This is a genomic window from Paenibacillus daejeonensis DSM 15491, from assembly GCF_000378385.1.
GTDB classification, from domain to species: domain Bacteria; phylum Bacillota; class Bacilli; order Paenibacillales; family Paenibacillaceae; genus Paenibacillus_D; species Paenibacillus_D daejeonensis.
The window spans coordinates 86,171-109,438 of record NZ_KB899675.1; the positions used below are offsets into that span (position 1 = coordinate 86,171).

A 23,268-nucleotide genomic window follows, 5' to 3' on the forward strand; every position below is an offset into this window, starting at 1 on the left:
GCAAGGCAAGAAAGTTTCGTTAGAGGAGTCGTGAGCGGCTAGTTGGGTGCTGCAAGGCAAGAAAGTTTCGTTAGAGAAGTCGTGAGCGGCTGGTTGGTTGCTGCAAGGCAAGAAAGTTTCGTTAGAGGGGCCGTGTGCGGCTAGTTGGTTGCTGCAAGGCAAGTTTCGTTAGAGGGGTCGTATACGGCCGGTTGGCTGCTGTAACGAAGCTCAATGGATCTTTCCTTGTTCGTATCATCACTCAAGCCATAGCCATTGAACGACAGGGGGCGATGAGGGAATGACGGCGTTGGAAGACTGCTTGTCCGGGGTACAGGATTGGTGTGAGGAAGCGCTGCTACGCGGCCTTGATCAGCTGGGCCCTGCGGAGCTCGTCGTACTGGAGCGGCGAGCGGCTGCGGCGGCTGAGCTGCAGTTGACGTACCTCGCTGAGCTGCTAGTACGAGTCGCAGAGACGGGGCGCTCGGCCATGCTCGGTGGCGGGAGCAGCCATGAGTTGGTCGATGCGTATTGTTTGCTCAGCCAGTATGTGCTGCTGGCTCAGCAGCAGAGCTTGGACTAGCTGCACATGCCAGCCACCCAAGCTTGAAGTGAGCCGCGGCTGCGCTCCAGAGGAAGAAAGATGCGCTACAGTAGGCAGAAGGCGGGGTTGAGAGTAAATAGAGGAAGAAAGGTGTGCTACAGCGGGCAGACGGCGGGGGTGCGACCAAATAGAGGAAGAAAGGTGTGTTACAGTGGGCAGAAGGCGGGGTTGAGAGTAAATAGAGGAAGAAAGGTGTGCTACAGCGGGCAGACGGCGGGGGTGCGACCAAATAGAGGAAGAAAGGTGTGTTACAGTGGGCAGAAGGCGGGGTTGAGAGTAAATAGAGGAAGAAAGGTGTGCTACAGCGGGCAGAAGGCGGGGATGCGACCAAATAGAGGAAGAAAGGTGTGTTACAGCGGGCAGAAGGCGGGGATGCGACCAAATAGAGGAAGAAAGGTGCGCTACAGCGGGCAGAAGGCGGAGATGCGAGCAAATAGAGGAAGAAAGGTGCGTTACAGTAGGCGGCAGGCGGAGATACGACCAAATAGAGGAAGAAAGGTGTGCTACAGCGGGCAGAAGGCGGGGGTGCGACCAAATAGAGGAAGAAAGGTGTGTTACAGCGGGCAGAAGGCGGGGGTGCGACCAAATAGAGGAAGAAAGATGCGCTACAGTAGGCAGAAGGCGGAGGTGGCCGCTTCCCAACTGCGTGCGACTTGTCTACAATGAAAGAGCGGGCTCCTGCAAGACGAGCAAGGTGCGAGCTCACTCGACTAAATGACGAGGAGAGATGAGAGGATGGACTATCGCAAGTTGGGCAAGAGTGGATTGAAGGTTAGTGAAATCAGTCTCGGCAGCTGGCTGACCTACGGAGGATACGTTGAGCGCGACAATGCCGTGAAGGCGATGCAGACAGCGTACGGGCTGGGGGTCAACTTCTTCGACACTGCAAACGTTTACGAACGCGGTGAGGCTGAGAAGCTAATGGGCGAGACCCTGCGTGATTTCCCACGCGAATCCTACGTGCTGGCGACCAAGGTGTTCGGGCAGATGGGTGACGGACCTAACGACCGTGGCTTATCCCGCAAACACATCATGGAACAGTGTCACGCCAGCTTGAAACGGTTGGGTGCGGACTATATCGACCTGTATTACTGCCATCGTCCCGACCCGAGCGTACCGCTCCAGGAGACCTTGCGGGCACTCGATGATCTGGTACGCCAAGGCAAGGTACTGTATGTCGGCGTCAGTGAGTGGTCGGCATCACAGATGGCTGAAGCGCACGCCGTGGCGGATCGGTACCTGCTGGACCGCATTATCGCCAACCAACCCATTTATAACATGTTTAACCGCTATATTGAGAAAGAGGTCATCCCGTTTGGCGAGCGAAGCGGCGTAGGGCAAGTTGTCTTCTCGCCCTTGGCGCAGGGCTTGCTGACCGGCAAATACAGCAGCTTGGCAGACATTCCGGAGGACAGCCGCGCCGCCAAGCTGGACGGCATGCGCAAGGGTGTGACAGAGGAGAAGATCAACAAGGTCATTGAGCTGAACCGCATTGCTATCGAACTAGACTTGTCCGTTGGCCAGCTGGCACTGGCCTGGATCCTGAGACAAGACAATGTATCCAGCGCTCTTGTCGGTGCGAGTCGTCCGGAGCAGGTGGAGGAGAATGTGAAGGCCTCTGGCGTGAAGCTGGAGGAGGATGTGCTGGCTCGCATTGAGAAAGTTCTGGGCTAATCAGTCGACTATGAAGAAGAGAGAAGGCAGAAGATGAAAGTTGTCATTACGGGAGGCAGCGGAATGCTGGGACAGTGGGTTGTCCGGCATTTTGTCGAACAAGGTTATGAGGTGAGCAATGCGGACGTCAAGCGACCGGAGGAGCAGGTGTGTCCGACCGTTATTACAGACCTGACTCAGCTCGGAGAAGTATACGGGGTTCTGGCCGGTGCCGATGCGGTGGTGCACCTGGCAGCGATTCCGGTTGCATACTCACACCCAAATGAAGTGACATTTCACAACAACACGATGTCGACGTACAATGTCCTGGAGGCTGCAGCTGGACTCGGTATTCGCAAGGCAGTCATCGCCTCTAGTGAGTCCTCTTATGGACTGGTGTTTGCAAAGGAACGATTCTCTCCCCAGTATGTACCCGTAGATGAGGCACATCCTCAGCTGCCCGAAGACAGCTATGGTTTATCCAAGGTTGTGAATGAGCAGACGGCGGATATGATTCATCGGCGTACAGGCATGCAGGTCGTGTCATTTCGACTCGGCAATGTCATTGCTCCGGATGCGTATGAACGCTTCCCAGAGTTTATCCATGATCCGCGGCAGCGGGACCGTATCCTCTGGAGTTACATTGATGCACGGGATGCTGCAACTGCTTGCCGGCTCGCCATTGAGGCAGATGGCTTGGGGAGTGTAGCACTGAACCTGGCTGCGGATGATACGAGTATGGCGGTGACGAGTCGCGAGCTGATGACAGCGCAATATCCTGAGGTGACGGATATCCGGACGCCGCTGGATGGATTTCAGAGTCTCCTGAGCTCCGAAAAAGCCAAGCGCTTGCTAAATTGGCAGCCCGCTCATCACTGGCGAACATACGTGGAGCAGTAGACTACCTTTTAGATGACTGAGAAATGATCCTGGGACAGGACAATGTCTGAATACATGAAGAAGAGGCAATCGTCCCGGACGGGACGATTGCCTCTTTGCTTCATCCATCAGCTTATAGTCAGCACGGTACCCATTCCAGGCTGCCGCCATAGATGGGGTGGTAGCGCCAGACGGAGCACATGCGATCGTTGCCACCCCCTCCGTTGCCTCCTCCGCTTGAGCCGCCGCCGGGTTGTTCCGCTTCCTTTCGGCGCTCCTCCAGATACTGCTGGAACTGCTGCTGGAGCTCTTGCTTGGTAAAATCCTTATCCTGAAAAAACGCATCGTCATACACAAGAACTTGTCGACTATACGGGTCCCACAGGACAAGGGCATTGCTTGCTTCGCTCACAAAGCGCAGCGGTACAAGTGTAAAGCCATTACGTATGACTGCGGCCTCGGCAAGTGTCACGGAGGTCCCATTGATACGGGCCTGTTTACTGCCAATGGTCAGGGAAACGTCCAATTCTGATTTGGTGCCGCGCACCGTCTTGTTCACTGGATCCCACGCCAGGCTGATGTCCAGAGCTTCAAACAATGGACGCATCGGCACCAGGGTGGTACCGTTCTGCAGAACCGGATTTGTTCCGAGCTGCAGTGTTTCTTCGTTGAACCGGACAGTGATGGCCGATTCGGCTGCCCGGGCGGATTGAAGGCCCGTGGTTAATAATACAAGCGTAAGAATAAGCAGGCATAAGATGCCTCTACGTACCCAGCGTACACGCGGGCTTTCCCAATCGTGATGGATCATCCGACACACTCCTCTCAATAATGCAAAATAAACCAAATTATTAAAAATGAAACAGGTTGATGCATATTTTTTTGGTGTGTCTGTTTTTAAGGGCTACAATAAAGAAAATGAAGGAGGGAAGGTCATGCTGGAAGTAGCTGCGGCGATCCTGTCGGATGCATTTGGGCGGGTGCTGATCGCCAGACGCAAGCCGCATAAGGCGCAGGGCGGATATTGGGAGTTTCCGGGCGGCAAGCTGGAGTCGGGTGAGTCCGTGGAAGCCTGTCTGCGGCGTGAGCTGCTGGAGGAGATGAACCTGGTCATTGATCAGGTGGAGCGTTTTGGCATACATGAGCATGATTACGGCACGGTACATATACGACTCATAGCTTGCCTTGCTGTTATCAGCGAAGGTGAGATTCAGCTCACCGATCATGATGCATATCGCTGGGTGGCGGTCGAGGAGCTGAATCATTATGATCTGGCGCCAGCCGACCTGCCATTTGTACGGATGCTGGAGGACAAGGTCAGAGGGTGAGATTCCCAATAAGAGGGTAATTAGTAGAAGAAAGGGGAGGGGTGGGATGAGGAAAACATGGAAAACAAGCATGGTCGCCTGGGGCTTGGTGGCGGTTCTGACAGTGACCGGACCGACAGCAGGTTTGGCGTCTACCAGCAGCATTGCGATTACCAAGCAGGGCCAGGCAGTTCAGAGTGAGCAGCCTCCGATCATCGAACAAGACCGAGTACTTGTGCCGGTCCGGGTCATTTCGGAGACGCTGGGCTTCCCGGTTCACTGGGACGCATCCAGTCGTGCGGTGATCGTGGGTGGTCAGCCGCTGTCGCTTGATGTAGAACCCCGAATCATCGCAGGCCGTGCCATGGTACCGATCCGTGCCATCTCCGAGCAGCTCGGGGCGCAGATCACCTGGAAGGCTGACACCCGTGAGGTGGTTCTGGACGTTGATTTCAAGCGTGTACTGGGAGACGCGGTGGCGGATATTGAGCGTTTTATCGCATGGGCTGAAACGGAGTACCTGGTGACGCCAGGCACGGAACCAATCGCTCCGGAAGATATGGATACTGAGGCAATCAATCGCTTCATACGTGACCAATATACAACCTTGACGGAGTCTCGTCGTGCAATCGAACGGAAGGCGCAGCTCTTACGTGGCTTCTATGCAGAAGAACTCCCGGCGAATACAAGTCTCACCATTGTCATCGATTGGCTGGATCAAGCAGCGGAGGCCATGAGGTTCAACCTCAATAAAATATTTGTTGTCCTGACTCATGATGATGCCATCGAGATATTGACCGAGGCGGCTACGGAGCTGGAAATCTCCATTCTATTAGCAGATAGGGGCTAACTATAGACTGCACAAAGACACCCATCGTTGAGCGGTCGACGAGGGTGTCTTTTCTGTGTGACTAGAGGTATGACTACGAGCGGGGTTCATGGGTTTCCTGCGCCATTAATTGCCTGAACATGAACATGAGCTTCACCTTCAACAGGTCACCAGTGAGCCGCAGATCGAGATCGAGGATCTCGCTTAGCTTCTCCAAACGATACTGCACAGTATTGCGATGAATGAATAACTGTTTGGCGACTTCATTGATCTGACCTTCGCTTGTAATATACGCCTCCAGTGTCCGAAGCATATCGGTGGCGTAATCGGCATCTTTGATCATGAGCGGCTGCAGGAGGGAGTGACAATATTTGTCCATGACGTTCTTAGGGATATGCGAGAAGAGATAAGAGAATTCTAGATCGGCAAAAAACACCACCGGCGATTCAAACGACAACTGACTGCTAATGCGCCGGGCTTCCGCGCACTCCTCGTACGCGTCGCGAATGGCGCCGAGCTCCGGCTTGATTCGACTGATGTAGCTTCGCACCTGCACAGAAGGCATGGACCCCAGAATTTCCAGATACGATTTGTACAGAATTTCATTGAATGAACTGTCTCCAGCAGGAGGATCCATCACTTTGAACACATGCAGCAGAGTATCTTCTATGATGAGATGATGGGACTCCAGACTACTCAGTCGGGGATGGTAATTCACTTCGCGCAGCAGCTCGCGCAGCTTCTTGGGAGCAGGGGGCGGTGTACCCTCCCGATGTTCAAGTACGGTCAACACACATACATGAGAGCCTCCCGCCAACGGTGAGCCGAGGGAGCGAGACTGCTCCAGGAAGGTTTCCTTGGTTATTTGCTCCTGCAAGTAGCGCTCCATCACGACGCCCCATTGATAGCCTGCTACCGTCTGTTGGTCATCATAATAGTGGTCCATGTGATAGCAGAGAATTTCTGCCGCCTGATGGAACAAGCCTTCCTCCTCGGGAATGATGGCTCCGCTCGCAGGGATGACCAGCAGGAAGCCGTAGCAATCCGTGCCCTTCAGCAACGGAATCCGACAGAACCATCCGTGTTCGGTGCGACCTTTGTAGAACTGAACGTTCCAGGGCCACCCTTTGAGCAGTTCGACCTCGGGCCAGTCGCAGGAATTGTACATTAACTGTCCCCTGGCACTGACGACTACGATGGAATGCGCCAGAATATCCCCAATTTTGGGGAACAGGTTGGCGAACTCTTCCTTTTGCAATGCTAGACGTACCAGCTGTTTTTGCTTCTCCAGATCATTATGCAGCTGCTGGGTGCTCTTGACGAACTCAGCCTGGAACAGGGCGTTCATCTGATCCGAGAAGGCGAATTCGAATGGCAGGTCCAACACAGGAAAGTTCAGCCGATCCGCCTCCTCCAGCACGATTTGCGGAATCTCTGACCAGTAGCGGCCCAGCTTGATGCCGATGCCTGCGGCACCGCGTTCATCGAGCTTCTTCAACAGCCGGAGGAAGGCATCCGGTGTATCCTTGATGGCAAAGGCCGTGGTCAGCAGCAATTCCCCAGAGCTGATCCAGTCTATGACATCAGGCGCATCCATCGTATTAACCGATTGAATAAGACGATTGACCCCTCCGGCTCCGGCCACAAGCTTGGCTTTGGACAAGGGGTAGATGGATAAGGCTTCTTCGACGGTTATCTTCACAGGTGATCCCCCTATCCTCATAGTAACCCGCTCAATATATCTCCAGTATAGCTTCTCCTCTCTTAGATGGTCAACAAATGCTAACATTTACATGACGTAGTTGGAGTAGTTTTTATATAAAAACGAACATTGTCTCTGTTATTTAGCCAAATCTAACCGGTTTCAATTAGATTCAAGCACAAAATTGCGTTAAATAAGTTGACCTGTTCGTAATTTGGGCGGTATATTTGTACCATTCAGAGCAGCACAAGGAGGTAGATGTCATATTGTCTTACATTACTATCAAGGACGTGCATAAGCGATTCGTCAGACGCGGGCAGTGGACAGAAGCTCTGAGCAACATTCAACTGGACATTGAAAAAGGGTCGTTCGTCAGCTTTATTGGTCCCAGCGGCTGTGGCAAGTCTACCTTGCTTCGGATCGTCGGGGGATTGATGGAAGCGGAGGAAGGGGAAATCGCGATTGGCGGCAAGTCGCCGCAAGAGCTGCTCAAGGCCAAGCAATTCGGCTTTGTGCCACAGTCACCGGCGCTCTTCCCTTGGCGGACGGTATTACAGAATATGAATATTCCATTTGAAGTCAATCGACAAAAGGTGTTCAACTCGGAAGAGCAAGGCGATCCCATTTCGCTCTTGAAGGCGGTCGGCTTGGGCGACTTTGTCCATGCGTACCCCAAGGAGCTCTCAGGCGGTATGAAGCAGCGGGTAGGCATTGCCCGTGCCTTCGCTACCGGGGCCCCGATTCTGCTCATGGATGAGCCCTTCTCGGCTTTGGATGAAATTACGAAGGAAGTGCTCATGCACCAGCTCAAGCAAATCTGGGAAGAGCACAAGAAGACCGTGCTGTTCGTCACTCATAACATTCACGAAGCTGTGTATCTCTCGGACAAAGTGGTGGTCATGTCAGCCCGCCCGGGACGGGTGTCACGGGTGATCGATATTAATCTGGAGCGGCCTCGCGACGAGGCGGTCATCGGTACGCCGATCTTCAACGATTACATCACCGAGCTCAGGGAATCATTACGCGAGAGGTGGGGATAGCCATGAGTCAATCCATTAGTTCGCGAGCAGCGGCAAGGGGAGGCAAGGCTATGGAGAAAAGTACCGAGACAGTCACGTGGGGTGTACGGGTTCGCAATGCTACGGGCTCGGTCATGCTGCCGCTAATGACCTTTGTCATCCTGTTCGCCGCCTGGGAGCTGATCGTTCGTTTTATGGACGTACAGGCCGTCATTTTGCCAGCGCCTTCGGTCATTTTTGCGGAGTTGTTCACCTCGTTTTCCTTCTATCTGCCCCATATTGGCGTCACATTCTACGAAGCCATGGTCGGCTTCGTCATCGGGACCGTATTAGCGCTGATCGGTGGCGTCGTCATGTCCCAGTCCCGCCTGCTGGAGCGCATGCTGCTCCCGGTAGCGGTATTGGCACACGTCACACCAATCGTCGTTATCGCACCACTCTTTATGATCTGGTTCGGCTTTGGTACATTTCCGAAAATTCTGGTCGCTGCCATCATCTCGTTTTTCCCGATGCTTATCAATTCGACGACGGGATTCCGTTCGGTGGATGAGAGTAATTTGGAATACATGCGTTCCCTGCACGCCAGCCGGTGGGAAATTTTCTTCAAGCTCAGTCTTCCGGGTTCGCTGCCATTCTTGTTCTCCGCTGCACGGACATGTATCAGTATGAGTGTCATTGGTGCAGTCGTTGGTGAGATGAGCGGGGCTAGCAAGGGTTTGGGGAACGTCGTCATGGTCTCGGCGAATTACCTGCAGATGGACCGGATGTTTGCGGCGATTTTCCTGCTGGCACTCATGGGTATCCTGCTGACGAATGCAGTGCGGGTCGTAGAAAAACGGTTTTTGGCTTGGCATAGCTCCGGGCACTAGCTCCGGACATGTCGGCTCTAATATATTGACTAGCATAAGGGGAGGCAACAAGAGTATGAAAACAAAATCAATGATGTGGGTCGTCTGTCTGCTATGTGTACTGCTGGTCGTCGCGGGGTGCGGCAGTCAAAATGCGAATACGCCGCCAGCACCAACGACCAATGAGCCGGCGGTTAACGCCGAAGAAGGAGCTGCAGGAGAAGAGGCTGAAGCGCCGGGCGAGGAAGGTATTGATTGGGAAGCCAGAATTGCAGCCAATAAGGCTGTCGGCAAAATTACGTATGTCACGGGCTTCAACTACTCCGCCTCGGCGCCTAATATTAACGTTGCCGCTGCAATCGAGCTGGGCCTGTTCGAGGAACTGGGTCTCACGGTAGAGATTCAGCCGGGCGTCGAAGCCGAGAGCATGAAGCTGCTGGCTGCTGGCCGGGCACAGTTTGCCGGAGCGGGTTCTGCCAGTAATGTCATTCAGGCTATCGCTAACGGAGGCCGGATCGAGCCGATGTCAGTCATGAGTCCTGTCGGGCTGAATGCACTGATGGTTCTGGCGGATTCCGGGATTGAGGAGCTGACGGACCTCGAAGGCAAGACGCTGGGTTACAAAGCCGCATTTCCACCCAACTTCCGTGCCATGTTCGTGAATGCCGGCGTAGACCTCGATAAGGTCGAGATGGTGTCGGTAGGCTTTGACCCAACCATTCTTAATACTTCCAATGTGGATGCTATCACCGTGTTCAAGTCGAATGAGCCGTACCAAATGGAGCAGCAAGGCTTTGAAGTGAAGCTGTTTGATCCTGCAGATTACGGAGTAAAAAACTCCTTCGGTCTGCTGAATGTCAATAAAGAATTCGCCGAGAAGAACCCGACCGTTGCTGAAGACTTCCTGCGGGCAGTGCTGAAGGCGCATGAGTACCTCATGGAAGATGCAGACCCGACAATTGCGGCCCTTGAGAAAATGGCGGATGGCAACTACAACCTGGCTGCCGAGACGAATCGCTGGGCTGTTGAGAGCCAGCTGATCGTGGATTCCAAGCGCGATGGTCTGCCGCTGGGCTGGGCTACGCCGGAGCAGTGGCAGGCGGAAGTCGAGATTCTGGAGAGCGCGGATGTCTTGAACGGCGAAGTGACTATCGACCAGTTGCATATTACGAAGTATCTTGAAGCGATCTATGACGGTGAAGAGCTGATCTGGAAAGAGTAGCACAGGAGAGAGAGTGGCTGCGAGCCACTCATTTCATACCCAACCAAGGAGGCGTCTGCTCATGCTGCAAACCAAACAAAAAATCTTCCGCAAATTCTACTATCCGGTCCTGCCGGTTGCACATCTGCAGGATGGTCCCAAAGGCGTCACACTCATGGATGAAAACATTGTCTTGTGGCTGGATGAAAACGGCCAGCCGGCAGCAGCGGTCGACCGCTGCTGTCACCGGACGGCAAAGCTCTCCAAGGGCACCGTGCGTGAGGGAAGTGTGGTCTGTCCCTATCATGGCTGGGCATTCAACCGGACAGGGAAGTGTACGTACTTCCCGCAGTCCGAGCTTGAAGATCCGCCCAAGGTCTACAAAATTACCGGTTATCACTGTGAGGAGCGTTACGGCTATGTCTGGGTGGCGCTGGAGGACCCGGTAACGGGAATTCCGGAGTTCAAGTACGCAGGTGAAGAGGGCTTCCGTCAGGTCGATCAATTCTATGAAGTGATCCATTGCGCGGCGTTCCGACTCATGGAGAACTCCTTTGATGCGGCCCATGTGGCCTTCGTGCATCAGAACACCTTCGGCGATATCAACAATCCGATTCCACCGAAGATGGACATTACCCCGGCAGAGTGGGGCTTCGAGACATACCATGAAGCGCCGGTCACCAACAAGCTGAATCAGCAGGTGAAGACCATCAATGTGGAAGAGGATGAGACCGTCCGCAAGGCTTATGGTCGCTGGTACCTGCCGTTCATCCGCCAGAATACGATTCAATATCCGACTGGCCTGATTCATTCCATTATTACCTGTGCTACGCCGATCGACGACAAGACCTGTCAACTCGTCCAGTTTGCCCTCCGCAACGATACCGAGGCCGATGTGCCGGCAGAGCGCGTCATCGCTTTTGACCGTGCCGTCGTGGACGAGGATATGGATGTACTGGAAACGACCGAATACAACGTCTCCCTGGATGTTAGGCGCAAGGTGGAGAACCATATGCTCTCCGACAAGCCGGGCATCGTCATGCGCCAGATGATGCTGGACCTGTTCAAGGAGTACGGCGAAGAAGAAGTGATTTAGTATATAACAACTCGGGAGAGGATGAGTGCAATGCTAGTACCAGGACTCACAGCGGGGCATTATGAGGATTGTCCGGTTCACAAAATCGCTGCAGCCGACAAAAACAAATTTGTGCTTCTCTGCGACGGGAAGACCCTCCCTTTTGTATCTGTCATTGAAATTTTCGACAAGGACGGCCGGACGCCGCCCAATACGCATGCGGATGCCCACGAATACTTCTATGTGATTGCTGGAGAGGGCATTGCAGCGGTGGACGGCAACAGCATTCCGATCAAACCAGGCTCCTTCTTTGTCGTTGATCCGGGTCATGTACATGAAGTGCAGAACACGGGCGAAGGCAGATTGTATGTGCTGACCACGATGGTGCCGGACGAGAAATTCTCGGATCTGATTCTATCCGGTCCTGTGGCGAGTCTGGATGAAGAGGATCTACGGGTCCTCCGGGGAGTGTGAGACCCATGTTCCGATATGAAGGCGAAGCATGGGAGAAACGATTCCTGCCCCGGCTGACTTATGCCGAGGTGGAGGCGATGGAGAAGGAAGATGCACTCGTCATTCTGCCAGTAGGCGCTGTGGAGCAGCACGGCTCCCATCTGCCACTGATGACGGATGCACTGATCGGTGAAGCGCTCATCACACGGACGCTAGAGCGCCTGCCGGAGACAGCCAATGTGTGGCTGCTGCCGCCGGTTTCGTACGGCAAGAGCAACGAGCATCTCGATTTTGCCGGGACGATCTCGTTGTCCGCTGCGACCCTGCAGAGCATCATTACCGACATCGCAGTCAGTCTGCAACGCAGCGGCTTCCGGCGGCTGATGCTGTTCAATACGCATGGCGGCAATGTGGATTTGCTCAACGTCGTCTCCCGGGAGATCCGGGTACAGACGGGGCTGATGGTGTTCTACGTCAATCCGCATAGTCTGGATGCCGACAAGGACCTGGTCACCCCGGAGGAGCATGAATATGGCATCCACGGCGGCGATATTGAGACCTCGCTGGTCCTGGCGTTCAAACCAGGCTGGGTGCACGAAGATAAGCTCGTCAACGAGATTCCGGCCGTCACGGATTACAAGTATCTGACGATGGAGGGGCGAATCCGCTTCGCTTGGAAGATGAGCGACATCTCCCGCAGCGGCATCGCCGGTGATGCCACCTTGGCAACAGCTAACAAAGGCGAGCTCATGGCAGAGCGCATTGCTTCCGAGCTGGCGCTTGCCTTACAAGAAATCAGCCACTTCGACATCGACCGCATCGTCCGCGACAAGTAGACTGCGGTGCAAGGAGGGAAAGAGTGGAGATGAGAGAACTGGGACATGAACGCAACAGTTGGAGAGTATCCAAGCACCACGTCGATCTGCGCAGGCCCGAGCTGCAGGGACGTGTCATCACCTTTGGCGCCGAGCCGCAGCAGCTTACACTCAATCTGGCCAAATCGGCCATTGTTGTCATCGATATGCAGAATGATTTTTGCTCGCCGTCGGGGTGGCTCGATTACATCGGCGTAGACTTTACCCCGGCCCGGGCTCCGATTGAACCCGTGAACCGGCTGCTGCCGGAGCTCCGGGAAGCTGGTGTTCCCGTCATCTGGGTGAATTGGGGAAACCGCCCCGACAAGATGAACCTCAGTCCATCCGTTCTGCACGTCTACAACCAGGCCGGCGACGATGTCGGTATTGGCGGCGCGCTGCCGGGGAACGGTTCGCGCGTGCTGGAGAAGGACAGCTGGAGTGCAGCGGTCATCTCGGAGATGGATGTAGCAAGCGGGGATATTCACGTCGACAAATACCGGATGAGCGGGTTCTGGGACACGCCTCTGGATAGCATATTACGTAATTTGAACGTCGAGACGCTGTTTTTCGCAGGGGTCAATGTGGATCAATGCGTCATGGCCACGCTGCAGGATGCGGTGTGTCTGGGCTATGATGCGATTCTCCTGGCCGACTGCTGTGCGACGACCTCGCCAGGCTTCTGTGCGGAAGCCACCATTTACAACGTGAAGCAATGTTACGGCTTTGTCGCGGACTCGTCCGCGGTTTTATCGGCGATGCAAGCCGTGACATCCTGACAGAAGGTGGGAGTAGCATGAGCAAAAAAATTCATTTTGGCTGGTTTACGGAATACGGTCCGATCGGCTGGAACGGCGCTGACGCGGCGGAGGGCTACGATTGGCGGCAACCGGAGGTCTATCAGAAGATGGCAGCGATCTGCGAGAAGGGGCGGTTTGATTTTGCCCTGTTCGCCGACCATCTCGGCATCACCTCCACGTATCAGGACTCGCTGGATAACTACATCAAATACGGCCTTAACGGCATTAATCACGATTCCACGATGTTGGCTGCGATGGTAGCCGCATCAACCAAGCATCTGGGTGTCGGCACAACAATCTCGACCAGTCTGACAGCGCCGTACCAGTTGGCCAGGCAGACCGCTTCACTCGATCATTTGACCAAGGGTCGGGTGGGTTGGAACATCGTGACGACGGCTAATATTGCCGGTTTCCGCAACTATGGCATTGAGGAAATGAAGGACCATGACGCCCGGTATGATCAAGCGGACGAGTACATGGAGCTCTGTTCGCGTCTATGGAGCAGCTGGGAGCCGGATTCGGTCATTATGGACCGGGAGAGCGGGATCTTCGCTGATCCATCCAAGGTCCACCGGATCAACTTCGAGGGTGAATATTATAAAAGCCAAGGTCCCTTAAACGTACTGCCGACGCCGCAGGGCCGGCCGACGCTGATTCAGGCGGGTTCCTCTGCGCGCGGCAAGGACTTCGCTGCACGTTGGGCTGACGCCGTCATCGTCGCCAAGCATAACCTTGATGATATGAAGAGCTACTACGATGATTTGAAGGAACGTGCCATCAAGATGGGGCGGCATCCGGATGAACTGAAAATCTTCTTCATCATCAAACCCGTCGTTGGGGCTACCGAGGAAATTGCGGTCCAGCGGCAGATGCTCCGCATGAATCCGACGGATCTTGAGCTGCATGCGGCGCTGGCAGCCATGTCTTCCCGGATGAGCGTTGACCTCGCCAAGTTCGAGCTGGATGAGCCGGTACCATCGATGAAGGAGAAGAGCATTCAGGGTGGACAGACGACGCTCTCCCGCTATCAGACGGCAGAGAAGCGTCCGACGCTGCGCGAGATGGCAACTGAGGAGAGTGCCGGCAATAAGGCCAACATTATCGGTACGCCAGAGCAAGTTGCAGAGCAGTTGGAGCATATTATGACAACGGTTGGTGGCGATGGCTTCGTTGTACGTGTCGATGCTCATGATCACGGGTACATGCAGGAATTCGTAGATACCGTGATTCCGGTATTGCAAGATCGCGAGCTGGTTCGCCGCGAGTACACAGGCAAGACGCTGCGGGAGAATCTGTTCGAATACTAAGCGGCTGGAGGGATGCACAAGATGAAACTGGCAACCTTGAAGACGGGCGGTACCGAAAAAGCGGCGATCCGGGGACCGCACGGCTATGTCCTGCTGGAAGCGCTGGGCGGCGGGTGGCCTACCGATCTGCTGACTCTGCTGCGAGAAGGAAAACTAGACGAGCTGACCGCCTGGTATCGCGGAGGTGGCGAGCAAGAGCTGGCGGCTAAACCTGCTGTAGCGGTGGAGGAGGCAAGCTTCGGTCCGCTCTATCGCGAGCCGTCGAAGATCTGGGGCATCGGCATGAATTATGTGATAGAGGAATCGGAGCTGGCACTGGTGCCACCCGGAGAGGAACCGGTAGGCTTCATGAAGCCGGCGACGACGCTGATTGGCCCGGGCGAGTCCATCCAGGTGCCGGAGGGCTTCGGCGAGATTACGGCCGAGGCTGAGCTTGCCATTGTCATCGGCAAATCCTGCCGCGGGATTACAGAGGCGGAGGCGCCGTCCGTCGTGGCGGGCTTCACTACGGCGCTCGACATGACCGCGTCAGACATTCACGCCCGCAATCCGCGATTCCTGACAAGGGCCAAGAGCTTCGACACGTTCCTCAGCATCGGACCCGAGCTGATCACGGTGGATGAGGTGGGCGACGTCCTCGATCTGGAGGTAGCGACTGCCCAGGATGGAGTGGTGAAGCATACGAACCGGATCCGCAATATGCGGTTCCGTCCGTGGTACACCGTGGCGTTCCATGCAGCGTTCATGACGCTCATGCCTGGCGATATCATCCTCACTGGCACACCCGGTGCCGTCGTTATCCGGGATGGCGACGTGGTCGAATGCCATGTGAATGGTCTGCAGCCGCTGGTGAATCCTGTGGCTGCGCTGCCTGCAGCAGCAGGTGCGGTGGCGGGTTAAACGATAAGAATGTCCAAGAGGTCGGGGCTAACTATCCGACAGCTTGGGCATTTTTTAAATGATATGCGTTATAGGTTTGCTCGCAACACCGCCAGTCGCCAGCTGTAACGCACCTTTGTTCCTCTATTTGCCCGCAGCACCGCCAGCCGCCAGCTGTAACGCACCTTTGTTCCTTTATTTGTCCGCATCTCCGCCAGCCGCCAGCAGTAACACACCTTTGTTCCTCTATTTGCTCGCAACACCGCCAGCCAAGTTCTGCTATAATGGGACAAGAATTGAGTGGAGGAAGGAAGCGTACCGATTGAGACAGATCACGATTTATGATATCGCCAAGGAAGCGAATGTGTCGGTTGCGACAGTGTCCCGAGTGTTGAACGGCACGGCCCCGGTCAGAAAGTCGACCCGTGCAAAAGTCGAGGCGCTCATTCAGAGTTACAACTTTCAACCGAACGGAATGGCCAGAAGCCTATTGAAGAATGAAACCGGCATTATTGGGCTGATCGTGCCGGACTTAACAAACCCCTTCTACCCAGAGGTGTTTGCCGGTGCGGAGCACGCGGCCCATCAGCTGGGGTACACCTTCTTGTTAAGCAATTCGATCGGTGATTATGCCAAAGAATCAGATTATCTGCACCTGATGCGTGAAAAACGGGTGGACGGCATCCTGTTCATGGGCGGGCGTGTAAACCTGAAGCAGTGCGAGCCTCACTTAGCCCAGGAGCTGGAGCAGGTAGCAAGTGTCATTCCGACAGTACTCGTGAATGGTGCGATCCGCAATAGCAATCTGGTAAGCGTACTGACGGATGAAGGCGCCGGGACCGCGCTGGCTGTGCAGCATCTCATCGAGCTGGGACATCGGGACATTGCCTTCCTTGGTGGTGAAAGCCATATGTCGACAGCTGCGATCAAGCTGCGGGCTTACCGCAAAGTGTTGAAGGACGCAGGACTGAAGCTGCTCCCCGAATGGCAGCTGATGGACAGCTTCTCCATTGACTCGGGCAAACGTCAGATGAAGCACCTGTTATCGTTGACCGAACGTCCGACAGCGGTGGTATGTGTCAATGATTACAATGCGATTGGCGCTATCAAGGCAGCAGTGGAGGCGGGGCTGAGTGTCCCTGAGGATATCTCGGTGGTGGGATTTGACGACATTCCGCTAGCACATCATTTCATTCCTGAACTGACAACCGTATCGCAGCAAGCGAACGACTTGGGACGGACCGCGGTAGGGGTGTTGAAGCAGATGATGGAGGGCCAGAAGGTGAAAAAGCAACATATGCTCGAGCCCCATCTTATTGTCCGTCAAAGCACCCGCACGCTTGTGCAGCATGATGTATAAGGGTAACTGCTCATGGCCGTTAGTGCAATAACGGCTTTTTTTGTGACGAGAGAGCCTTGAAAAGATTTGTTAGAAATTGTATTGACCAATAGATAACGAGCAGTCTATAATGAAATGGGTTTCATGAAACCCTTTACATAAACTCTTTTATGAAACCCATTTCATTAATTTACCATTAAGGGGAGTGTATTGAATCGTGAAGAAGAACCACAAGAAAGTGAAGCTGTCTATGTTGCTCCTTGCTATGCTTCTTGTACTCGCTGCCTGTAGCGGTAACAATGCGGGAACGCCGCAACCAAGCGATCCCCCCGAGACAGAAACCGAAGCCCCGCCTGCCGAAGAAGAAGCAGAACTGGAGGAGCCGAAGGTCGATCTCGGTGGCAGAGAGGTACGAATTTCGCAATGGTGGGATGCATCACCCAAGGGTGATTCGGTAGCCGACGAACTGGCCCGTGAGCGAATTGCCAAGGTTGAAGAGAAATATAACGTCACGATTAGTTATCTGGACACGGAGTATTGGTCGACTTCGGAGAAGCTGTCTGCCTCCGTCATGGCCAATGACCCATTTGCAGAAATTGTCCGGATTCCGGACGGCTTCATCTGGGGACTCATGAACGGTGGCTTCCTGACACCGCTGAACGATTGTGTCGCGGATTCGCGGATGTCGGATGTCATGATTGAGGCCATGAAGTTTGGCGGCGATCAGGTATATGGGCTGGAGGGCTGGTTTAACGACAACGAGAGCGGCATGTTCTACAACAAACGGATCTTCAGAGAAGCAGGGCTCAAGAATCCTCAGGAACTGATGGATGAAGGCAATTGGAACTGGGCAGCGATGGTCGATGCAGCCAAGAAGCTGACAGTTGATAACAACGGAGACGGCAAGCCTGACCAGTACGGACTTGCAGGTGCGCACTATGTCTTGTCTGAGCTCATGATTGCAAGTAATGGCGGACGCATCTACGACGAGTCGGAAGGCAAAGTGATGTTTGATTCTCCCGAATCCATGGAAGCGCTTAATCTCCTGCACAGCCTGTACAACGAGCACAAGGTCGTGAAGGAAAACGAGGGCAACGATTGGGAAGATCCAGCCAAATACTTCGCAGAAGGGATCATTGCGATGTACCCAGGCGGTCTGTGGGAAATCGAAGGACGTATTATCGATAAGCTGAAGGACGATTGGGGTTATGTTTATTTCCCGAAAGGTCCGCAAGCCGATAAATACTTGGATCGTCTTGGTGGAACTGAAACCGTTGTCATTCCCCGGGGCGTGCAGGATGCCGACGTAATGGTCAAAATTTGGGCGGAGCTGCAGGACTTTGATAATTGGGAAGAGAACCGCCGATTGTCGCTGGAGAACGTCTTGCCAGACGAAACGTCTGTAGCCAATGCGATGAATGATAATGGTGAAGCAGAGCGTGTATTCGGCGGGCGGTTCGGTGGACTTGGCATCAAGGATCATCTTGATTCGGTCACGGAGAAGTTCATTACTGGCGAGACAACACCTTCCACGGGCATTGCTCAAGTGGTCGGACCGGCACAGGCCGCTGCCGACAAGGTGCTGAGCGGCGAGATCGACGAGGAGGAAGAAGAAGCGGGTGGCGAAGGGTAATCCGAAGCCACACTGATGGTATGAGGGCGGGGGTTACCACAAAAGACTGACCCGGATCGATCACCCCGCCCTTAGTATTGGTGCCGAAAGCAGAAGGGAGGATTGAGGTGAAATACGCAAAGTCCAAAAGCGTGATCATCTGGTGTGCCGTATTTCTTGTGCTTGCTGCAATGGCAGTCTATCTCATGATCCGCGGGGGCGTCAGCGATCCTCGAACTGCGATGCGCGCGGTAGCTGCTCCTGACGGCCAGCCTGTATTCGCGGCTGCGAGCGCTGTCGAGGGAAGCTACGCGCATTATCGTCAGCAGCATGAAGGAGCGCCACTGCCTGACACAGATATTATCATCCGTGGCGTGGATTTCACCGCCTCTACAGATATGTCTCCGATAACGGTTACGGAGCTGGGAGACGAGCGGGGCGAGTTCATAGAGACAGGAGAGAGTGGCACGATTGAGTGGGAGGTCGATGTGCCTGATGCGGGATTGTACCATCTGGCCATTCGTTACTATCCTACTGCGGGCAAGAGCTCCGCAATTGAACGATCCCTATTGATTGATGGTGAGCTGCCATTTGACAGTGCTCGCAATCTGATTTTTCACCGCATCTGGACCAATGAGCACGACGACATGCTGCAAGATAATCGCGGCAATGATCTTCGTCCACGACAAGTGGAGGCGCCTCGTTGGCAAGAGGCATTTATTCGCGATTCGGAAGGCTATTATCAGGAGCCTTATGCCTTCTATTTGACGGAGGGCCGCCACACGCTGTCCCTTGCCTCCTTGCGCGAGCCGATGGCCATTGACTGGATCGCACTGACACAGTTCGAGCCGCCGCCGATGTATGAGGAACGGGCTGCCGAGTACGAGGCTGCAGGGTATCCACTAACAAGTGAACAGATCATTAAGGTTCAGGGAGAAGATGCGGTCTACAAATCTTCACCGACGCTGTATCCCATCGCCGACCGTTCTTCACCGGCGACAGAGCCTTATCACGTATCGAAGATCCGCATGAACACGATTGGGGGCAACAACTGGCGCAGCCCCGGACACTGGATAACCTGGGAGGTCGATGTGCCCGAAGACGGGCTGTATGAGCTGGCGATCAAGAGCCGGCAAGAGCTGCTGCGGGGGACCTACTCCACGCGCTCGTTGTGGATCGACGGGGAGATTCCGTTTCAGGAAGCCGCCAATATCCCTTTCTTCTATCATTCCGACTGGCAGATGAGTGTACCTGGCAATGGGCAAGAGCCCTATCTGTTCTACCTGACCGAAGGCAAGCATGAGTTGAAGCTCGAGGTAACGCTGGGCGCGATTGCCCCACTCCTGATGGAGGTGGAGCAAAGCCTGCTCGAGATCAACGCTATGTATCGAAAAATCTTGATGATTACCGGGAATGTGCCCGATCCGTACCGGGATTATCAATTGGATAAACAGATTCCGGATATGGTGACTGTCTTCAGGGAGCAGAGTGACATCCTGTATGCCGTATCCCAGGAGCTGGAGCGCTTGACGGGTGAGAAGAGTGACAAGACTGCGATTTTGAACAAAACCGCGTATCAGCTCGCGGATATGGCGGATCGTCCGCAATCCGTACAGCAGCGGCTGGGACAGTACAAAATCAATGCCGGCAGCGTGGGTGCGTGGATTCTGGAAGTACGCGAGCAGCCGCTGGAAATCGACTATCTGATGCTGATGTCCCCTGATGTCGAGCTGCCCCGTGCCGATGCTTCGACACCGCGCAAATTGATTCATGAAGCGGCGGCTTTCACGTATTCCTTCTTCGAGGATTACGACACGATCGGCAGCACCTCTGATGAGGGGGAGCCGGTGACCGTCTGGATCGGTACGGGCCGTGACCAGGCGCAGGTACTCAAGGCAATGATCGATGACACGTTCACTCCGCTTACGGGAATTGGTGTCAACCTGAAGCTGGTTGGAGAAGATGTGCTGCTGCGAGCATCACTGGCCGGCGAAGGACCGGATGTCGCCTTGCAGGTAGGCAACGACGCACCTGTCAACTTCGGCATGCGCAGCGCCGCTGAAGATCTGTCGGTCTATCCGGGCTTCGACGAGGTCATGGCTCAATTCCGCGACAGTGCTGTCGTGCCTTACCGGTATGACGGTCAGGTGTTTGCCCTGCCGGAACAGCAGATTTTCAATATGCTGTTCTACCGCAAGGATATTCTGGATGAGCTGGGACTGGCTGTGCCGCAGACCTGGGACGATGTGTACGCGATGATCCCGGTGCTGCAGAAGCATCATATGGAGCTGGCGCTGCCGATCGCCCAGACGACTGGTGTTCCCGTGCTTGAGGTGAACTGGGCGTATGCGATGCTGCTCTATCAGAACGGCGGCGAGTTCTATCTGGAGAACGGGGCGCGGAGCGGGATGGCTACGCAGATCGGTCTGGATGCGTTCAAGCAATGGACCGACTTCTACACGAGCTACAAGCTGCCAATTATCTTCGACTTCCCGATGCGGTTCCGGACAGGGGAGATGCCGATCGGCATCCAGGACTATACCTTCTATAACTATCTGACGGTATCCGCTCCAGAGATCAAGGGACTGTGGGAGTTCGTGCCGGTCCCGGGACTGGAGCAGCCCGATGGCAGCATTCGTCGCGATGTCGCTAGCGGCGGTACGGCAGCGATTATGCTGCAGCAGTCGGAGAACAAGGAAGCCGCCTGGGAGTTCCTGAAATGGTGGGTGAGCAAGGATGCCCAGGTGCGATTCGGACGTGAAATGGAAGGACTGATGGGGGCGGCCGCCCGTTACCCGACGGCCAACATTGAGGCGCTCCGTGAGCTGCCCTGGCCGGCTCGCGATTATGAGAGCCTGGAGGCGCAGTGGGAGTGGGTAGCGGGTGTCCCGGAAGTTCCCGGCGGTTATTTCACCGGGCGCCATCTGGACAATGCGCTGCGAGAAGTGCTGAACAACGGTACCAATACAGCGGATTCATTGTATGACTATGTGCAGGAAATCGACTTTGAAATCGCCCAGAAACGGGATGAATTCAATCTGGATGCCGCGGAGTAAAGGAGGGCTGTGCAGTGCAAAGTGCAAAAGTAACGGCTGAGACCATCACACAGCCGACAGCGGAAAGGCCGGCATCCGGCATCCGGCGAAAATGGGCGTTGTTTGCCTCGGATATGAAGCGGGATAAGCATCTGTTCGTTCTCATGGCACCTTATATGCTGCTATTTGGAATGTTCACGGTGCTCCCGGTCATCATCTCGATTTTTTTCAGCTTTACCTATTTCAATATGCTGGAGGCGCCGCGTTGGATCGGTTGGGATAATTACGCCCGGCTGCTGTGGAGTGATGATGTCTTTCTGATCGGTTTGAAAAACACGCTGATCTTCGCCGTCATCACCGGTCCTGTCAGCTACCTGGCCTGCTTTGTGTTTGCCTGGCTCATTAACGAGCTGCGGCCCAAGGTTCGGGCGTTCATGACGCTGATCTTTTTTGCACCATCCATTTCAGGCAATGTGTTCTTCATCTGGCAGATCATCTTCTCCAGTGATGCGTACGGCATCATCAATGGCTTCCTGATGCGGATCGGTTATCTTAACGAGCCCATTCAGTGGCTGCAGGATCCGCAGTACATGCTGGGCATCATCATCATTGTGCAGCTGTGGCTGAGTCTGGGCACGAGCTTCCTCGCCTTTATCGCCGGTCTACAGACGGTGGATCGGACCTTGTACGAAGCGGGTGCCGTGGATGGTGTGCGCAACCGCTGGCAGGAGCTGTGGTATATTACGCTTCCTTCGATGCGTCCGCAGCTGATGTTCGGTGCGGTCATCCAGATTACAGCTTCGCTCGCGGTTGCTGATGTCTCGATGGCGCTGGCAGGGTTCCCGAGCGTCCAGTACGGCGCGCACACGGTCGTCACCCATTTGGTCGATTACGGGACTATCCGGTTTGAAATGGGTTATGCATCTGCCATTGCCACCATCTTGTTTATGCTTATGCTGGGCACGAACCTGATCGTTCAGAAGTTGCTGCGAAAGGTAGGGGAGTAGCGATATGAAACTGACCTTGAGGCTCGGCAAACGGTTAAACCGGTCCTGGCAAGTGGATGCGATGCTCATGCTGCTGCTTGGGGTATTCGGCGCCTTTATGGCCATCCCGTTAATTTACGTCATTAATAACGCGTTCAAGCCGCTGGATGAGCTGTTTATTTTCCCACCCAAGCTGTTTGTCCGCAATCCGACATTCGAAAACTTTGGGGATTTGCTGCAGGTGATGAAGGGCTCATGGGTTCCGTTTTCCCGATACATCTTCAATACATTCTTCATCACCGCGGCGGGGACGGCGGGCCATATTCTTCTGGCCTCGGCAGCGGCGTATCCGCTGGCCAAGCACAAATTTCGCGGGCACAAAGTGCTCTTTACGATCATCGTTTTGTCACTCATGTTCTCGCCGCATGTGACAGCGATCCCCAACTACATGATTATGTCGAGCATCGGTTGGATTGATTCCTACAAAGCGCTCATCATCCCGGCTTTCGCTTTTCCGCTCGGCTTGTATCTGATGAAGCAGTTCATGGAGCAAATTCCAGACGCACTGCTGGAGGCGGCCAAGATTGACGGCGCGAGTGAATACCGGATCTTCTGGCAGATCGTCATGCCGCTCGTCAAGCCGGCCTGGCTCACGCTGCTCATCCTGATGATGCAAATGCTGTGGGGCGCGGACGGTGGCAGCTTCATTTACAGTGAGCAGCTCAAAACGATGCATTTCGCCATGGGCCAGATCATCCAGGGCGGGATCGCCCGGGCCGGCGCAGGAGCGGCTGTGGCGGTGGTCGTCATGATCGTACCAATCGTTACCTTTCTGTTGTCGCAGAGCAGTGTCATCCAGACGATGGCTTCGTCCGGCATGAAGGATTAAGGGAGTGGGGGCGTTTAA

At 54.7% G+C, this 23,268-nt stretch carries 21 protein-coding genes; 19 read left to right on the forward strand and 2 right to left on the reverse strand.

Features of this window, described 5'->3' with window-relative positions; all coding sequences use genetic code 11:
* Nucleotides 1-280: 280 nt before the first annotated feature.
* The 3 genes from F556_RS0128900 (at nucleotide 281) to F556_RS0128910 (ending at nucleotide 3,136) form a co-directional block, all read left to right on the forward strand.
* The gene (locus F556_RS0128900) at nucleotides 281-562 is read left to right on the forward strand and encodes a hypothetical protein (RefSeq protein ID WP_020620487.1); all 282 of its coding nucleotides are present in this window, start codon (nucleotides 281-283) and stop codon (nucleotides 560-562) included.
* A 756-nt stretch (nucleotides 563-1,318) separates the two neighbouring features.
* The gene (locus F556_RS0128905) at nucleotides 1,319-2,257 is read left to right on the forward strand and encodes an aldo/keto reductase family protein (RefSeq protein ID WP_020620488.1); all 939 of its coding nucleotides are present in this window, start codon (nucleotides 1,319-1,321) and stop codon (nucleotides 2,255-2,257) included.
* 33 nt (nucleotides 2,258-2,290) lie between these two features.
* Nucleotides 2,291-3,136 carry an NAD-dependent epimerase/dehydratase family protein gene (locus F556_RS0128910; RefSeq protein ID WP_020620489.1) on the forward strand — a complete coding sequence of 282 codons (846 nt, stop codon included), beginning with the start codon at nucleotides 2,291-2,293 and terminating at the stop codon, nucleotides 3,134-3,136.
* Between the two features lie 118 nt (nucleotides 3,137-3,254).
* On the opposite strand, the gene F556_RS36740 is transcribed toward F556_RS0128910, so the two are convergent.
* Nucleotides 3,255-3,926, reverse strand: a complete 672-nt coding sequence (locus F556_RS36740) for a copper amine oxidase N-terminal domain-containing protein (RefSeq protein WP_020620490.1) — start codon at nucleotides 3,924-3,926, stop codon at nucleotides 3,255-3,257.
* Between the two features lie 124 nt (nucleotides 3,927-4,050).
* Between F556_RS36740 and F556_RS0128920 the strand changes: the two genes are divergently transcribed.
* Entirely contained in the window at nucleotides 4,051-4,443 is a 393-nt protein-coding gene (locus tag F556_RS0128920) for a (deoxy)nucleoside triphosphate pyrophosphohydrolase (RefSeq protein ID WP_020620491.1), read from the forward strand.
* 46 nt (nucleotides 4,444-4,489) lie between these two features.
* Nucleotides 4,490-5,272, forward strand: coding sequence for a copper amine oxidase N-terminal domain-containing protein (locus tag F556_RS0128925; protein WP_020620492.1), 783 nt, complete (start codon nucleotides 4,490-4,492; stop codon nucleotides 5,270-5,272).
* A gap of 73 nt (nucleotides 5,273-5,345) precedes the next feature.
* Here the strand turns inward: F556_RS0128925 and F556_RS0128930 are convergent, their stop codons facing one another.
* Nucleotides 5,346-6,953 carry a PucR family transcriptional regulator gene (locus F556_RS0128930; protein ID WP_020620493.1) on the reverse strand — a complete coding sequence of 536 codons (1,608 nt, stop codon included), beginning with the start codon at nucleotides 6,951-6,953 and terminating at the stop codon, nucleotides 5,346-5,348.
* A gap of 266 nt (nucleotides 6,954-7,219) precedes the next feature.
* Between F556_RS0128930 and F556_RS0128935 the strand changes: the two genes are divergently transcribed.
* From F556_RS0128935 to F556_RS0129000, 14 genes are all read left to right on the forward strand, one after another.
* Entirely contained in the window at nucleotides 7,220-7,993 is a 774-nt protein-coding gene (locus tag F556_RS0128935; protein WP_020620494.1) for an ABC transporter ATP-binding protein, read from the forward strand.
* A 50-nt stretch (nucleotides 7,994-8,043) separates the two neighbouring features.
* Nucleotides 8,044-8,841 (forward strand): ABC transporter permease, encoded by a 798-nt coding sequence (locus F556_RS0128940; RefSeq protein WP_020620495.1) that lies wholly within the window; start codon nucleotides 8,044-8,046, stop codon nucleotides 8,839-8,841.
* A gap of 55 nt (nucleotides 8,842-8,896) precedes the next feature.
* Nucleotides 8,897-10,042 (forward strand): ABC transporter substrate-binding protein, encoded by a 1,146-nt coding sequence (locus F556_RS0128945; protein WP_020620496.1) that lies wholly within the window; start codon nucleotides 8,897-8,899, stop codon nucleotides 10,040-10,042.
* A 61-nt stretch (nucleotides 10,043-10,103) separates the two neighbouring features.
* Complete coding sequence (locus F556_RS0128950) at nucleotides 10,104-11,117, forward strand: aromatic ring-hydroxylating dioxygenase subunit alpha (RefSeq protein ID WP_020620497.1); 1,014 nt, start codon at nucleotides 10,104-10,106, stop codon at nucleotides 11,115-11,117.
* 21 nt (nucleotides 11,118-11,138) lie between these two features.
* Nucleotides 11,139-11,570: a cupin domain-containing protein gene (locus F556_RS0128955; RefSeq protein WP_245583152.1), complete on the forward strand. Its 432-nt coding sequence runs from the start codon at nucleotides 11,139-11,141 to the stop codon at nucleotides 11,568-11,570.
* A 5-nt stretch (nucleotides 11,571-11,575) separates the two neighbouring features.
* Nucleotides 11,576-12,385 (forward strand): creatininase family protein, encoded by an 810-nt coding sequence (locus tag F556_RS0128960; protein WP_020620499.1) that lies wholly within the window; start codon nucleotides 11,576-11,578, stop codon nucleotides 12,383-12,385.
* A 29-nt stretch (nucleotides 12,386-12,414) separates the two neighbouring features.
* A complete protein-coding gene (locus F556_RS0128965; RefSeq protein WP_020620500.1) occupies nucleotides 12,415-13,182 on the forward strand; it encodes a cysteine hydrolase family protein in 768 nt (255 codons plus the stop codon).
* A gap of 17 nt (nucleotides 13,183-13,199) precedes the next feature.
* Nucleotides 13,200-14,510, forward strand: coding sequence for an NtaA/DmoA family FMN-dependent monooxygenase (locus F556_RS0128970; protein ID WP_020620501.1), 1,311 nt, complete (start codon nucleotides 13,200-13,202; stop codon nucleotides 14,508-14,510).
* A 21-nt stretch (nucleotides 14,511-14,531) separates the two neighbouring features.
* The gene (locus tag F556_RS0128975) at nucleotides 14,532-15,410 is read left to right on the forward strand and encodes a fumarylacetoacetate hydrolase family protein (protein WP_020620502.1); all 879 of its coding nucleotides are present in this window, start codon (nucleotides 14,532-14,534) and stop codon (nucleotides 15,408-15,410) included.
* 301 nt (nucleotides 15,411-15,711) lie between these two features.
* On the forward strand, nucleotides 15,712-16,749 hold the full coding sequence (locus F556_RS0128980) for a LacI family DNA-binding transcriptional regulator (RefSeq protein WP_020620503.1): 1,038 nt from the start codon (nucleotides 15,712-15,714) through the stop codon (nucleotides 16,747-16,749).
* 196 nt (nucleotides 16,750-16,945) lie between these two features.
* Nucleotides 16,946-18,361: an extracellular solute-binding protein gene (locus F556_RS0128985; RefSeq protein ID WP_020620504.1), complete on the forward strand. Its 1,416-nt coding sequence runs from the start codon at nucleotides 16,946-16,948 to the stop codon at nucleotides 18,359-18,361.
* 107 nt (nucleotides 18,362-18,468) lie between these two features.
* Nucleotides 18,469-21,396, forward strand: coding sequence for an extracellular solute-binding protein (locus F556_RS0128990; RefSeq protein ID WP_020620505.1), 2,928 nt, complete (start codon nucleotides 18,469-18,471; stop codon nucleotides 21,394-21,396).
* A gap of 113 nt (nucleotides 21,397-21,509) precedes the next feature.
* The gene (locus F556_RS0128995; RefSeq protein ID WP_157273003.1) at nucleotides 21,510-22,382 is read left to right on the forward strand and encodes a carbohydrate ABC transporter permease; all 873 of its coding nucleotides are present in this window, start codon (nucleotides 21,510-21,512) and stop codon (nucleotides 22,380-22,382) included.
* Nucleotides 22,383-22,386: 4 nt separating this feature from the next.
* Nucleotides 22,387-23,250: a carbohydrate ABC transporter permease gene (locus F556_RS0129000; RefSeq protein WP_020620507.1), complete on the forward strand. Its 864-nt coding sequence runs from the start codon at nucleotides 22,387-22,389 to the stop codon at nucleotides 23,248-23,250.
* Nucleotides 23,251-23,268: the final 18 nt, after the last annotated feature.